A 14,782-nucleotide genomic window follows, 5' to 3' on the forward strand; every position below is an offset into this window, starting at 1 on the left:
ATCCGCTAATGTTTTTTGAATTTGTCCTATATTACACTACTGAAATCCTTCAATTCCAAAAATAGAAAAGCCCTTTCTAAAACTCTACCAAAAACTTTTTAACTTTTCCCAGAGGGATATGTTTAATAGTATTAAAAAATTGTACATAACGGGGGAATGGTTAATACGGAAAAAGTTAACATTACCGGTGAGAGCGGTAAGTGTTTTGAATCTATCAATGGGTCAAAAACAGTTGAAAAAGTTGACTTAATTGTAGTATGGAAAAGATGTGCAGCTTATATGCTTGACATCTTTATCGTAAATTTGTTTGCTCTTCTTGTCCTTATAACTGGCACGTTAATTATTGGCCCTTCACTGGAAATATATGGCATAGTGTTTGCAAACCTTGCGATCTTTGCTTATTTTGTTTACTTTGAAAGTTCAGCAGGGCAGGCAACACCCGGAAAAAAGTGGATGAATCTGAAAGTTGTGGACCTCGAGGGCAGGAGAATATCTTTTGTGAGGGCATTTTTCAGGTACTTTGCAAGAGGAATGCCGGTTCTCGTTCTGGTAGTCGTAGATATAGCCGCTAACGGAGTGGGAATAGTTAATGAGCACCTGATCTGGTACTTCTTCATGCCTTTCGTGACATATATCCCGATCCTGTTTATGGATGATGGGCAGGGCGTCCACGATGTACTGGCATGTACGGTTGTTCGGAAATATCCGGAAGTAATTTCGGCAGGAAATGAGGAGTAAAACTCCTATTTTCCTCATAACCGGAAGTTAATTCCATTTACCGTTTTTTTTTCTGGCTCTTCCGGCTCTTTTAAAAGTTATTTTCGCCAGCTCCTCTCCATTTTCTCATACAGGCCAAGCAGGTTGTTCCTCGTGATCTTGAAGTAGGGATGGTCAGGTCCGTATTCTTTTTCTATTATGTCGAGAGCTTTTTCGTAGAGGTCGATTGCGGTTTCGTATTCAGCCAAGCTTTCGTGCAAGCCTGCGAGGTTGTTCAGGGTTGTCCCGACATCGGGGTGGGTGGGGCCGAGCGTGTTTTCATAGATCTTGAGGGCGCGGGAGTAGAGGGGGAGGGCTTTTTTGTGCTGGCCGAGGATTCTGTGAAGTTCGCCAAGGTTGTTCAAGGTCTTGGCAACCTCGGGATTGTCCGGACCAAGGACACGCTCACGGATGTCAAGGGCTCGCGTGTAAAGTTCAAGGGCTTTTTCATGACGGCCTTTCTGGACGTAGACGCCGGCAAGGTTGTTCAGGGTCGTGGCAAAGCCGGCATGCTCGGTTTGTCCCAGTTTTTCCATGATATCAAGAGAGCGCGTATAGAGAATCAGGGCTTTTTCATACCTTGTTGTCTGGAAATAAAGCAGGGCAAGGTTGTTTAAGGTCTGGGCTATCTGCGGGTGTTCCTTTCCGTATACCTTTTCCTGGAGTTTCAGAGCCTGCCCGTATCTTTCCTCGGCTTCTTCAAGTTTGCCCATTTCCGAGAGCAGGACTCCAAGATTGTTCAGGGTGCCGGCAGTATAAGCCAGGACTTTTTTATTCTCAGGTTCCTTTTCATCAAGTTTTTCAAGCAGCCCGAGGGCACGGGTGAAAAGTTCTTCCGCTTTTTCCGGCCTTTCTACCCCCTTATAGAAAAAAGCCATCCTGTTAAGGGTCCTGATAGCTCCCGGATTCTCCGGACTCAGAAACTTTTCCTGAATTTCAAGAGCCCGCTTATAATGCAAAAGGGCTTCTTCCTGCCTGTCCATGACGTAGTAGAGAATCCCAAGTTCACTGAGCGTATCTCCGGTTTCAGGATGCTCCGGACCTGAAGCTTTTTCACGGATGCTGAGTGCTCTTGAAAATAACTTCAGGGCTTCGTCGTGCTTTCCCATGTAGCGGTAAATCCCTGCAAGCCCGTTTAACACAACTGCAGTTACAGGGTCTTCAGGGTCCAGTTCTCTTTTCGCAGTATCAAGCAGATCTTCATACAAGGGTAAAAGTGCTTCCCAGGTTGCTGACCTGTAGAAAGGCTCGGCTGCAGTTCTAAACCAGTTTATCAGTTCTTCAGGCTCTAAAACCTCTTTTGCGTGCCTGAAAGCCTCTTTTAAGACGATTTCATCTTCCAATGTGACCAGTTCTGGGTCCAGGTCTCTTAACCTCGGTCCGTATCTTTCAAACAGAACAGTGTGGTTTTCTTCTTTTTCTTCTTTTTCTATTTCCTTCTCTTTTCCTTTTTCTATTCCTTTCTCTTTTCCTTTTTCTATTCCTTTCTCTTTTCCTTTTTCTATTCCCTTCTCTTTTCCTTTTTCTATTCCCTTCTCAATAGAGCCGCTTTCAGCAGAAATTTCCTCTTTTCCCGAATCTTTCTTTAGATTAGCCGTAACTTATCTCTCCTGAATGAAAAAATAGAATGATTAAGAGCTATAATGGAGTTTCTAACTGCAAATATTTCGGACTGATCCTATATTAGGATACTACAAGATATATTGTTTCAGGTCCGGTCACAAAATTAATAGCAATTGCCTACCCTTGAGAAGCCTCGCTTTTCTTCGCCTCCGTCCCCGCTCACTGTATGAAATTTGTTCCCGGTTTAAAAATCCTGCAAGCTGTGAAGCTAAATTTGATAGAAAGCTAAGTGCTTGCTGTCGCAAGCTCGAAATGTCCTAAGATGACCTTATTTCGTTCCTTGTGGCAATACCAAAATATCCCTTCCCCACTTCCAGAAGGCAGTAAAAAGAGAGGGATGTTGAGTCTAAAAACATGTGGATAGAAAAAGTTAAAAAATGGTTATTAGGAATTTGGATCAATGGTTGTACTGCTATTTTACAACCTGCCAGATTCGTTTTGACAACTCTGAATACTGAGTTTTTGGGTCACTCATTTTCATAATGAAAGAATTTGCACCATTTTGTATTGCCTGGTGCATAAGTTCTTCTCCAACTCCCGTAAATAGAATGAAAGGAATGTTGATTCTCTTATCACGGACAGTCTTTAGGAACGTGATACCATTCATAGCAGGCATATCATAGTCCGAGACTATCACATCATAGGAGTCTTTCTCTAACATCTTGAGAGCTTCTCTTGCAGAATCCACAGTATCGGAGAGTATATCGTGGAAAACTTCTAAGAATGTCTTTGATAGATCTAAAAATAAGGGGTCGTCGTCTACAAGCAGTACTTTCATGGGGGTTCTCCTTGCGGTTAAAACTAAATTCAATGTACTGACATCAATTTTGAGATAATGTTCAAAAGTTGTAGTCGCTTCTTAAATTCAATAGTTTTTCACACTTATATTAAATTACTTAAGTGAAATATTGTCTCAAAGCAAAAAATATGTTCAGATTAAAAATTTCAAAATTAGTATAGGGTTCTATATTTATCCATTTCTGCAAGCTGAAAAATCCAGTCTTGAATTTCTGAGAAAAACCTGGACTCTTTGTTATCTATCAGTCAGATCTGTACTAAAGACTAATGTAAGCTGTATTTTTTCGAGTGCTGCACTTTCAATATTTTCAACCTTTCCTCCTTCAATTTGATCATCGACTACAGAGTGTTTGAACTAACTTTATATTTATATTTACCTACTTTATTTTCAGTCGAATACCCCGCTAGCTTGCTGTAGGGATGGAAAACTTCCCCGAGAACTATTGATGATAATATGTGATTTATCAATTCCATTTTTTAGTTGTTAACTTCTACTCAAACTAAAGTGTTTAGGGTTATTGTTTTCTTTAACGGAATTTGGAGCGGGGGCGCGAACATACCCCGTTGCTTGTGGTGGAGTACACCAGCACAACCTTGATTCTTTAGATTTAGCTGGAGATTTTTTCCTGGTAATCTTTGTTTATTTTCCAGTTGTTCTTAAGTTATTCTCCGGTCAATCTCCGGTCAATCTCCGGTCAACCTTTGTTTATTCTTCAGCCCTTCTTCAATCCATCTCCATTCTTTCTTCAGCCTTCCTTAGCCAGTACCGGTTATTTTCCTGTTACTCTCTTATGACTCTCTTATGACTCTCCCACGACTCTCCTACGACTCTCCTGTTTTCTGAAAAACATCGTTTATTTTTTTAAGAAAATCAATTCTATTTACCTGCTGATCCGGCTTTTTCTTGACAACAAACAAAGTTCTTATATGTATTGAGTACAATTACTTTTTAACTTTTAAACTTCACAAATTCCATCATATTTGGGGAAAACGATTAAGATATTTAACCTACTGTCTGGTAAGGTTTTCAAATTGGGGAAAACGATAGGGTACTTGATGTAATTGTCTAATTGAGTCTGCCAAAAATACTCTTTGCTTTTAGCTCTGGCATCTTAAGGGATATATAATCCTTTATATGGACTTATTATTCGTTATATGGACTGAATGCATCATCTATTGAGATCTTCAGTTCATGGCTTGGAAAATATAGTTAATTTGCCAGAGGCATCTGTATTTTGTCAGATAATAGATGCAAATTGAGGGGTCATGGAAATGAAAAGTATACTTTTAGTTGAGAATAGTCCTGTAATTATGGAACGTACTACTTTTGGTTATGAGAGTAGAGAAGTCGGGGATATGTTTGAAGCTCTCAAAATTGCCAGGAAAAACAGGTTAGATCTCACACTTCCTGACATACAGCTGCCAGGCGACGGGCTTGAAGCCCTTAAAGAGGTCAAAAAGATCCCTGAAATCCGAAGGATGCCTGTAATTGCCCTTACAGCTCGTGCTGTACAGGGAGATGAGAGCAGGCTCCTAAAGGCAGGGTGCAGCGGGGATCTATCAAAGCCCATTGACATAAAACCCATTGACATCGACAGATTCAAATCAATATTTGATACGTTCACAGATGGATGCCTGGTATTTTGAGGGGTTCACAAAGGTTCTGGTTTTTTAAGGGGTATGTGGGATGGAAAATATTTTAAAGTCACCGTTCACAAAAAGATCTAACGAACTCATGCTTATTTTGGTTCTGGGTTTTATATTTACAATTGCAGTTTCTAACTATAATCTTTTTGAATCTGTCATATTGTTTGTTGAAAATTTCAATCATGAGGGGATGGTACTCCTGCTCATCCTTTCGATATATGCTTCTTTTGGAATGGGGATATTTTCCCTCCGAAGATGGATGGAACTTGAAAGTACTCTTACACTTTATAGGGAAGCAGAAGATGGGCTCAGGGAAAAAGATCTGATGTACAGGGCTCTATTTGAGCAGTCCAATGACGTTGTTATTATTTCGGATGGAAAAAAGGTCATGGACATCAATAAAAAAGGTTGCGATATTTTCGGTTTCGGGCAGGGGAGCCCACTTAATATGTCTCTAATGTCCGTCATTCCTTCTGAGTACCTTCCTGAGCTTCAACAGGCACTTAAAGAAACCTTCAAGCAGGCCTCTGCTCACTTTGAAATGAGGTGCCAGAAACCTGAAGGAGAATTTATTGATATCAAATTTAGCCTGTCCCTTATCGACAGAAAAAATAATATTATTCAGATTGTAGCCCAGGATATTACTGGAATGAAAAATACAGAAAGATGGGAGCACGAGAAACAAGAAAAACTCAAAACCATCCTTGACAATACACTTTGCGGTATTCTGCTTATCGAAGCTTCCTCTCGAAAAATTGTGGATGCAAACCCGGCTGCACTGAAAACTACGGGTTATTCCGAAAAGGAACTTATAGGAATGGTCTGCAACCAGTTAATCTCCGGGGGAGAAGGGTGTACTTCTCTTTTCCTGGGCCAGGCTGGAGACCTCTCTGAGGGTTTACTTTTCAAAGCCAGAGGAGCGTCTATACCAATCCTCATAAATGTTGTGCCCGTCTCAATAGGAGGAAACGGTTATTTTGTTGAGAGTTTCATTGACCTCTCTGAACGTAAAAAGGCTGAGCCTGAACATCTGGATAAAAGTGAAAATAGCCGAAGCCTGTGAGATCTATGGAATAAACGTTCTTAAATCTACAAACACTTCTGCAGTTAATCAAAAGCCTTGAATTGGGTGAAGAGAGGTTCAGGACTTGTATCTTTTAGGACTTGTATCTTTTCAGCGCCTCAGGGAGACCACTCATCACAGTTTCTGCAAACTGAAGAATGATTAACTTTGTGTAATAAATTGGTACAATGGTCTGGGAAGGGGATCTTTCGAAAAAAGATTTACCGAAGAAAACCCGATTGGAAAAAAGATTGACGGAAAAAGAAAAGGAATAAGAAAACCAAAATCCTTCAAAACTAAAATCCTTATTCTTTTTTACCAGACGACGTTGTTTTTCAGGGTAGCCAGAATATTGGTGAATTCATTGTTGAACTTGCATTTTCGGAAGTCCGGGGAATCGAGGATGTTTTTCTTTACGGCCTGCATTGAAATAAGAAGGCTCATATCGGTGATGTATTCGAATCCTTCTTCGGGAGATATGATGTTTTCTGCAAGAATTTCCAGAAACCTGGGATCCAGGTCGTTTGTTAAGTAGGTGTCCAGAATCAGGAGATCCATAATCCGTTTGTAGAAGTCTATGAGTTTCTGGTAGTAAGGCAAAGAGCAGACATTTGCCTTATGTTTCTGGCTGTTGAGATAAATAAGATAGCGAGATATTGTGCTTATCAGGGTTTCAGTGGCCTCGTCCTTTGGGAATTTTATCGGGAACCTCTTCAGAATTTTAGGGCAAATGGTGTTGCTGGTGCACTTTTTTTCGCGGTTCCAGATTTCCGGGAAGGCTCTTGATATGGAGGAGTTAAGGACGGCTGTAACGTAATGGTACATGGAGGGGTCGCCGAGGATTAGTCCTATCCCACCCGCAAACACATGGTTTCCGGCTGCATCGTACGAGGCCTGCAGGCGGTAATGGTCGGTAATGATGATTTTGGGCGTGTTGATGTACTGCAAGAACCTTTCATCTTCCAGGCGGTAACAGTCAGTAGAATCAAGCTTTTCTCCATCGGCTCCTAATTTGGATTTGATTCCCAGAAGCCTTTTATACGCCATCGGAAACTTTGTTTTTAGTTCTCCTGGCTGGAAGATTCGGCATTCTTTCCTGATATCGCAGCCAAGGATCTCATAGGGCAGCATGAACCTGTATTGTGTCGTACGGATGGCAAATTCGTTAGGAAGAGCACTATCCATGTAAGGATAAATCAATTCCTGCTCTATGTTCACATTTTTGTACAGGTGTCTGCATACGTATGGTGCATCGGGGTTGTTTTCCCGTGATAAGCTAATCCTGTGCAAGAAATCATTTGTTGAAGGTACGCCTTCGAAGATCTCTACTGAGATGTCTTCCAGCGTGCGCGGGATTTTGGCAAGCCTTTCTACAATGTCGTCCTTACTCCAGAACATGTTTTTCCACTTCTTTTACCTGGATTTCTCACTTCTATTTTTATATATAAAAGAAGTTACTTAATCGGGGCCTATTTTCCAGCGATTAATTTTTAATAAAAATTTGACGTTATGATTTAGATAAGCCTTATTTTTGACCTTCTAAATTCCACTTGTTAACTGTGTATATATATTCTTTATATAATAATCTTTTTATGATGCCTGGTTTTAGTTTACATAACTTTCACACCACTGCCAGGGCTTTACAGGAGCATAAGGCGGCTTGAACCTGAGTTTCTGTCCCCTGTCGGATGGGATCTTTGAATCCTGCATAGGACTCCCTCAGGTTGACAATTCATTTAGAAAGTTCAGCATCATTCTTGCATTTTTCAGCATGTTGTGGTCATTATTAAAGTACAAATAGGCTTTATTCCGGGCCTACCACAAGGATTTTTCTTACGGTATCTCTCGTCTCCTTCCGTGTGGATAGAGGCTGAATGCTTTGGGTAAACAAGCTCATGTAACGTAGAAGAGATTCAAAACTCCATGGCATGTGCAGGTAGTAGCTATGAAAAAAGCCCTGGTCTCGAGTTTTTCAGACCGTTTCGAGTTCATATCTTCCTGAAGTATGTTTACGAATTTCATGACTTCCAGCATATTCCGTTTGAACTCCTCTCCTTTAAGTCCACCTATTCCCGGTTTCATCTGGTGGCTCTCAAAGACCCAGCCAGGTACTGTATTATTGAGTTCCCTCGTATATTCGGTAATGGTTTTTGGTTTATTTCTTCCGAAGGTCGGGCATCGATCTCGCGGTCCGGGGCAGCCATCTGGACAGATTTCTCCCTTCCTTGCGTATGAGAAAAATAGCATCCCATGATCTGGGTAACTGCCTGTGATTACATCTTTGGGAAATGCCGATTCAATTGTTTTGAAAAAAGACATGAGCCCTGGATCTTCTGGTCTAATGAAGAGTTCATTTACAGGTCTGACAGAACTATTTTCCCCATGCCTGTTTTCCCCTGAACAATTTTTTTCAGGGCTATCTACTTCAGGAAGGTTTGCTTTGTGGCTTTCCTCTGTTCTCGCCTCCTGCACCGGGAACTTCAGGATGTCGGCAAGCATATACGCAACCGCATGGCAGGGCACGGCAGGTAGGATATTTTCAGGGATGCCGAAGCTGAAGAGATAAGGGATGCTGTGCATATCCATTACATAAAAATAGGTTTCTGATTCCTTATTTTCTCTTTTACTTTCTTTTTCTGGCTCGGGATGGTTTTCGTTTATTTCTTCCTGAAGGGGAGTTTTTGCTTTTTTCCTCAGGAGATTTACGAGTTTGCTCCTGGTTTTAAGGACCTGAGCTTCTCTTGATGCAGGGGCATTTTCGTCCCTGTCGATAATAAGCACGAAGGAAAACCTATTTTTGCGGGCGTGTCGAAGGAAATCAGTGCCAATTTTCCCACCGCCCAGAATGAGGTAATAGTCTTTGATTACTTGAAGGTTGTTGAATGCTTCAATTTTTAGATTAATTGGTGCTGTTTTATCGCCTTGGGCTGCCATAGGAATCCAAAAAATATTTTTCAGACCTCAAATTAATTTTTAATTCATATTCCAGGCACAGCCAAAATGTCATTAAGTATGATTACTTTTTTCAGGGCTTATTTTAAGTTCAGGTTCTTTCTCTAGTCTTTTTCTTCAGTCATGCCTGTTGCCAGTTATAAATAGACCTGCGGCGCTTGCTCCAGCCTTCAAAACCATTTTCCCTGATTTCTTTGAGGTTATGCATTACCGAAGCTTCACAGCGGGGTTTTAAGCATTCAAATTTTTTACAGCTTTCAAATTCACCGCATTCCCAGCATCCCTCGTAGCCTTTTTCCCTGCAGCACTGAATTATTTGGCAGGGCTCTACACTGCACCCTCCTCCTGTTCGGCAGCCTTCAGAGCAGGAGTGGCTTATAAGGGCTTCAAGCACGGTAAGAAACGCATCGTACTGCTGAAATTCCGAACCAAAAGGACTTTTTACGCTGGCATAACTTTGAAAGTCTATATCCTCAAGCGCCTCTTTCAGCTGCCCCGCAAGTTTACTGTGTTTATTCTGAAAGTGGATACAGTCAGCACAGTAAAGCCCGCAATAAGCTGTGAGTTCTTTTTCCTCTTCTTCCTGCATACGGAAAAATCTGATTTTCTTTTATATAAAAGGGATAGGTAAGGTTATCCCACAGGGGGATTTGTTTTTCGCTGCCCGAATTGCGCCTCGGGATCTCAGGAAATCGGGGATTTTCTGGGAGTTGCACTGCAAGTGCAACAGCACGAGGTCCTTTTCGCTGCGCTCAAGAGGACTACTTAAAAAGATTTATGACCCGTACAAAGTCATTCGCTTTATCATGTCTTTTTTGTCACGCTCGACGCAGGAGAGCGGCTTTCAGACAAAAAATGAGACAAAAGACCAAAGGAAAAGCCATAAAGTAAAAGTGGAGTGAAAAGAGGGGGATACGGTCAGAACCGGATAAAAATAAATCTGAAAACGCTCTTTTCCAAGTCCGTTTTTATTGATTTTTACTGTAGATTTCAACCTCTTGTTTCTTTCTTCTCTTATTATCTTTCTTCTTTTTTCTACTCTTTTGCAGGGCCGCCAGACAAGCTGGCGGATGCGTCCGATATTTATCTGTGAATTAAAAAGCAATTTCCGGGGTCAAGGGACATATTCTTCGGACCAGGAGGTATTTCACTATAATCTCGTTTTTTCTTAATATCAGCAGGAATTCGCCTGTTATTTGTTTTTGCGGGCAGATGAGACGGTTTCAGCCCTGTAAGGCGCAGAAGAGAAAAAAATATTTCATCTCAGGATATTCTGAATAATACCAACCGAGTAAGCAGGAACCACCACAATGTTCAAATAATAGGTATTTTTTTCAAATTCGTTTTAATTATATATTCATTAGGTAATTTGCCACAAAATATCCATATAAGTAAGTATATATTTTTAATATGTGCCTATATTTATTTATTTTTTTAAGCTGTAGTATTGGTAGGCTTTTCAGAGTGAGAAGTATCAAAAACACATAGTGTCTATTGGCAAAATTATTGAAACGTCTTTCTAAATAAATCCACCTTAGTCTATATATGTTGATGTCAATTCTTCTTCTCTTGAGGAATTCTCTTCTTCTTAAAATTTGCATGCCCGGACTATAAAAAGGAAATGAAATAAATGACAGAATCAACCGCAAAAACTGTGAACTCCATTAACGACATTTCATTTAGTCCATTATTGATGCCAGATATTCCGTAGGGTCTATAAGGTTCTCTGGCTTTTCTTCAGAAAACCAGTTCCCTCCGAGATAATTTTTATGAGAGGTGATAGGTTTATTCTCCCAGAGTTCAAAATGCAGCATGCTGGGGTTTTTATTCTTTAATTTCCGGATATAGGGTGGAGAGGATTCATCTATTTTTGCACAGTTGAGGACCATTCCTACATATCCTACCAGCTGTCCGGAGCCTATCTGCTCTCCTTTTTGTAAGGTACACTCTGCAAGTTCCCCATACTTGCAAAAGATCCCTGAGTTGTTTTTGATTATCACGTAATATGTGGGGTTCCAGTAAGGCAGGATTTCGGGGGAAGTCATAAGGCCGGTTTCCGTAACTATTCCTTCTTCAATCGAATGGACCTCAGTATTTTCGGGGGCATAAAGGTCGATTCCACAGTGGAATCGGTCTCCCCGGTCTTCCCAGAAAGAGCCTGCTTCTCGCTTTTGCGGGATTTTTACCAGGTATATTTTCCCTGCAGTTACTTTATCAGGAGCCGTTTTTCCAGGGGTTTTTAGATTCAAAGGCCACCTTTTCATTGATTTTCTGTATACTGCGAAGTTGAAAAGCTTTTCTTTGCAGGCGGGTTTCCAGTACACTCCAGTGTTTTCCAGTACACCCCATTGTTTTCCAGCACACTCTATTGTAAAACAGATCTATTATAGCGATGTACCTATCAGGGGCATTTACATTAAACTATTTTTTACATTAATTCTTGAATAACTATCTAATTTTTTCTTTTAATTTCACGGCATATTACATAGAATTAATATTTAATATGAAGAGCCAGACTCAGAGCCTTCAATATGCCCATTTTCCTTTCTGTATTTTTCAATTTCTTAGCTAAATCTTCGACAATTGGGGCTATAAATCCCCTCAAACCCGAATAAGCCAAATCCTAAAATTTCAATATCTTTCATTAAAATTATTGTAAAGTTTATATCATATTTAATCTTATATTAGTATATACTGTAAAAAATATTGTATAAATATTATGGGTATAAAGGTGAATTAAATTGAAAAAGTTTATTGCTGCTATTTTGTTGCTTATTTTACTTTCTTCTCCTGTTTCGGCAAATGACAAAGTAAGGATTGAGATGCCTGATAATGTCGTTTCAGGAGAGGCATTTAAGGTTGTGCTTGTAATCGATGACCCACAGCTGAGGGAACTTGCACATACGGTTGTGGTCCGGACCGAAGGGAAAGGGGATATCACTCTCAAGAGACCGGGGGATGAGTACGAGCCTTTCGAGAGGGCATATTCCGGAGAAGAGAAAATCGTCTTTGACGCTGTTATGTTTTCAGGCATGCGCCCCGAGGATGAGGAATGTACCCTCAGTTTCCAGTTCCTGGGGGATACGGCTGAGATGAAGGAGAAATATCCGGAACTGAACACCTATGATGCAAACCTGGGGAAAGTCTCCAAAAAGATAAAGGCATCTCCGGTAAGTTTTTCAGCTGAACTCCCCGAAACCCCTGATGGGAGGTATGAGTTCGAACACTGGGACAAGGTTAGTTCCACTCCTGTCTTCAGATACTACGACATGAGCAACGACTATTATGCCGAGCTCAGGAACTACAGGGGAGACATGGGAAGAAGCATCTGTTATGTCCCCGAACAGAGCGCCCTTATAGCCAGATACATCCCGAAGGATTACCTCTACAATCCTCCGGAAGACACAAAAGTGTATAAGTACGACTACGGGACCTTCGGAGCCGAGGGTAGTTCCGAAGGTTATTACATGGTCTCAATAATAAAGGACCTTGCCTGGGAAGACTTTGACTCTGCGACAGGGGAGAGATTCAACGTTTACGATCTCAAGGTCTTATACACATACGAAATCCTTGTAAACAATTTCCAGTATTATTCCGGAACGATCTTCAAGACTGTGCGAGCAGAAGAAGCTGAGGTCGATGATAAGGTAAAAGATGCTGTGGGGGAATTTCACAAAATCGTGCTGAGCCAGAAATACACTCCTCTTTCCATGGGTGGAGGCTCTTATCCCTCGGTCTATGAATCCCAGCTCCCGGATTCGGACGAGCAGATCATCTATATATCGGGAACAGTTGCTGATGCCGATGGAAACCCCATGCCCTTTGCCGAACTTCAGGCAAATGTCAGGGGACAGGAATTCAGGGGCAGGACCGATGAGAACGGGGACTTCAGGCTGCCTCTTGCCCTGGAACTCGACGAGGACGAAAACGACGTGAAGGTAGATTTCTGGGTCATTTTCTCATACGAAAGGAATGGGAAGAACTATTTTAAACTGTATTCCCTTGAAGATAATTCGTACAGGGATGTCTATCTGTATAACGAACTCAAAATACTTGATAAACAGAACGTGGAAGTCCACCTGCGCCTCGATGGTTCTCCCAACCCTCAGATGGCGAGCAGCACGGGACGGCTGGCTGACCTGAAGAGCCTTTCTGTCATCTATTCCCATATGCACGAGGCTGTGGACTTTGCGCTGACGGTCCTTGAGACCGATCCGGATTACAAGCTGCCTGTCGAAGTGTATGTGGGCAATGCCAATGACGATACTTTCTATTCCCCCTCCAATTCGTATATCCTCATTTCGGAAAACGATGCCGGATATTCCAGTTCTAACCGCCCGAAAAACCGGGAGTACCATGAATTTGCCCACCACATAATGTACGCCACTTACGGAGCCTGGCCCGAGGGAAGCAACAGCTCGGGTTCGATTAACCACGATGGTTTCCTGAACCCGAATACGGCTGACTCCTATACGGAAGGGTTTGCCGAGTTCATGGCTCTTGCGATGTCCGACAGGTATGGGGACACAAATCCTGCCGACGGCACAGGGACTAAACCTGAAATTTACGCCTCCTTCGGGAGCCTTGATAACAACTACTGGCCCTGGGATGCCAGGGGCTATATGGAGGAATTTGCAGTTGCATCCCTGCTCTGGGATATGTACGATAGCAACAACGACAAAGGCGACTCCCTGACAATGTCCATAGACGATATCTGGGCGGTCCTGAAGGTCAACCGCGCTGATTTCTACGAGTACTACCTGGCTTTCAGGCAGGCAAACTCCAGAAAAGCTTCTGACATTGACAAACTCTTCATTGAGCACGGCTTCTTTGTCCACACAACCGAAGGCAACAAACAGCATGATCGTTTCGAAGGTTTCAGGGACGCAAACAACAACCGGCGCTACGACCCTGGAGAGTTCTATTTTGACCTCGGCTGCCTGAACAGCACGGGTGAGATCCAGTATAGATCCGGCATGAAAATCGGAAAAGCTGCAAACTACGAGCGGTCCAACCGGACTTCCGCAGGCAGGATCGACGGGGCCTATCTCAAAGTTGAGGATGACAAAGTCCGCCAGTACCTCGTCAAAGTTCACTACCCCGAACCCGGTGCAGGAACGGACTACGAATACGTGGTTGACCTGAGGGAAGGTTTCCTCTACATCCAGCCCCTGCCCGAAGATGTTTTGGCCGAACTTACAATCATACCATATTCGGTTGAGTACAGCACTGAAACTCCCTACACAATCACAAACGAGGAACTCAATGCAAAGTTGGAAGAGCCCGGGGAATACTTTGCAGCCCACGAGTTTGACCTGAAAAAGACAGGAGTAACCGGGGATATTCCCTACGTTACTTACAGAGACACAGAACCCACCTACGCATATGAAGGTGACCTTGGAAAGGAAGTCGAAATAAGCACCGAAGCCCTGGCTCTGAATCACAAAAATAGCAGTGACAAATCCTCCTTCATGTGGCTGCTTATCCTCCCGATCCTGGGCGGCGGAGCTTTCTTTGCCCTGAAGAAAAAAGGTAAAGGAAAATCCTCTGAAGACGGCTCCGGGAAAACAGACTCTGGCAAAAACGGAAACACAATCGCTTCTACTAAAAATGCCTTAAAGGAAGCCGGTAAAATAGCCGCAGAATTAACCGTAAAAGGCGCAGATACTCTTATCCACAAGACCGGGGAAGGTCTGGATAAAGCAAAACCCCACCTGAAAAAGGCACAGGATGAGATTACCAGGAAGATTGAAGAGGTGAAGGAAAAGAAAGAGGAGAAAAAGGAACGAAAGTAAGATTGTAATAAAAGTAAGATTTTAAGAAACGTAAGATTGTAAGAAAAGTAAGATTGTAAGAAAAGTAAGATTGTAAGAAAAGTAAAATTGCAAGTTCTTTGCAGATATTCCGGTCCGTGAAATCGCCTGAAGATATTGGGGTTCTCAC

Annotated in this window: 10 protein-coding genes; 4 read left to right on the forward strand and 6 right to left on the reverse strand. The window is 42.1% G+C overall.

Annotation, left to right across the window (positions count from 1 at the left end; translation table 11 throughout):
* The first annotated feature begins 156 nt into the window (after window positions 1–156).
* Window positions 157–738, forward strand: coding sequence for an RDD family protein (locus tag PHF18_RS02580; RefSeq protein WP_300097906.1), 582 nt, complete (start codon window positions 157–159; stop codon window positions 736–738).
* A gap of 77 nt (window positions 739–815) precedes the next feature.
* Here the strand turns inward: PHF18_RS02580 and PHF18_RS02585 are convergent, their stop codons facing one another.
* The gene (locus PHF18_RS02585) at window positions 816–2,099 is read right to left on the reverse strand and encodes a tetratricopeptide repeat protein (RefSeq protein ID WP_300097909.1); all 1,284 of its coding nucleotides are present in this window, start codon (window positions 2,097–2,099) and stop codon (window positions 816–818) included.
* A gap of 692 nt (window positions 2,100–2,791) precedes the next feature.
* Window positions 2,792–3,157, reverse strand: a complete 366-nt coding sequence (locus tag PHF18_RS02590; protein WP_300097912.1) for a response regulator — start codon at window positions 3,155–3,157, stop codon at window positions 2,792–2,794.
* Between the two features lie 1,292 nt (window positions 3,158–4,449).
* Here PHF18_RS02590 and PHF18_RS02595 point away from each other — a divergent pair.
* Together PHF18_RS02595 and PHF18_RS02600 are read left to right on the forward strand one after the other, a co-directional pair.
* Window positions 4,450–4,824 carry a response regulator gene (locus PHF18_RS02595; RefSeq protein ID WP_300097916.1) on the forward strand — a complete coding sequence of 125 codons (375 nt, stop codon included), beginning with the start codon at window positions 4,450–4,452 and terminating at the stop codon, window positions 4,822–4,824.
* A gap of 40 nt (window positions 4,825–4,864) precedes the next feature.
* A complete protein-coding gene (locus tag PHF18_RS02600; protein WP_300097918.1) occupies window positions 4,865–5,887 on the forward strand; it encodes a PAS domain-containing protein in 1,023 nt (340 codons plus the stop codon).
* Between the two features lie 315 nt (window positions 5,888–6,202).
* On the opposite strand, the gene PHF18_RS02605 is transcribed toward PHF18_RS02600, so the two are convergent.
* The 4 genes from PHF18_RS02605 to PHF18_RS02620 form a co-directional block, all read right to left on the reverse strand.
* Complete coding sequence (locus PHF18_RS02605; RefSeq protein ID WP_300097921.1) at window positions 6,203–7,285, reverse strand: hypothetical protein; 1,083 nt, start codon at window positions 7,283–7,285, stop codon at window positions 6,203–6,205.
* A gap of 495 nt (window positions 7,286–7,780) precedes the next feature.
* The gene (locus PHF18_RS02610; RefSeq protein WP_300097924.1) at window positions 7,781–8,821 is read right to left on the reverse strand and encodes a hypothetical protein; all 1,041 of its coding nucleotides are present in this window, start codon (window positions 8,819–8,821) and stop codon (window positions 7,781–7,783) included.
* A 139-nt stretch (window positions 8,822–8,960) separates the two neighbouring features.
* On the reverse strand, window positions 8,961–9,428 hold the full coding sequence (locus tag PHF18_RS02615; RefSeq protein WP_300097925.1) for a DUF3795 domain-containing protein: 468 nt from the start codon (window positions 9,426–9,428) through the stop codon (window positions 8,961–8,963).
* A gap of 1,090 nt (window positions 9,429–10,518) precedes the next feature.
* Window positions 10,519–11,103 (reverse strand): M23 family metallopeptidase, encoded by a 585-nt coding sequence (locus PHF18_RS02620; protein WP_300097927.1) that lies wholly within the window; start codon window positions 11,101–11,103, stop codon window positions 10,519–10,521.
* Between the two features lie 477 nt (window positions 11,104–11,580).
* On the opposite strand from PHF18_RS02620, the gene PHF18_RS02625 reads away from it, so the two are divergent.
* Entirely contained in the window at window positions 11,581–14,634 is a 3,054-nt protein-coding gene (locus PHF18_RS02625) for a carboxypeptidase-like regulatory domain-containing protein (protein ID WP_300097930.1), read from the forward strand.
* The last annotated feature ends 148 nt before the right edge of the window (window positions 14,635–14,782 follow it).

The sequence above is a fragment of the Methanosarcina sp. genome, assembly GCF_028693135.1.
Taxonomy (GTDB): domain Archaea; phylum Halobacteriota; class Methanosarcinia; order Methanosarcinales; family Methanosarcinaceae; genus Methanosarcina.

Bases quoted from the DNA above. Each gene is read 5' to 3' on its own strand.
- PHF18_RS02620 (WP_300097927.1), bottom strand. From the start codon at position 11,103: ATGAAAAGGTGGCCTTTGAATCTAAAAACCCCTGGAAAAACGGCTCCT.
- PHF18_RS02600 (WP_300097918.1), top strand. From the start codon at position 4,865: ATGGAAAATATTTTAAAGTCACCGTTCACAAAAAGATCTAACGAACTC.
- PHF18_RS02580 (WP_300097906.1), top strand. From the start codon at position 157: ATGGTTAATACGGAAAAAGTTAACATTACCGGTGAGAGCGGTAAGTGT.
- PHF18_RS02615 (WP_300097925.1), bottom strand. From the start codon at position 9,428: ATGCAGGAAGAAGAGGAAAAAGAACTCACAGCTTATTGCGGGCTTTAC.
- PHF18_RS02590 (WP_300097912.1), bottom strand. From the start codon at position 3,157: ATGAAAGTACTGCTTGTAGACGACGACCCCTTATTTTTAGATCTATCA.
- PHF18_RS02595 (WP_300097916.1), top strand. From the start codon at position 4,450: ATGAAAAGTATACTTTTAGTTGAGAATAGTCCTGTAATTATGGAACGT.
- PHF18_RS02610 (WP_300097924.1), bottom strand. From the start codon at position 8,821: ATGGCAGCCCAAGGCGATAAAACAGCACCAATTAATCTAAAAATTGAA.
- PHF18_RS02605 (WP_300097921.1), bottom strand. From the start codon at position 7,285: ATGTTCTGGAGTAAGGACGACATTGTAGAAAGGCTTGCCAAAATCCCG.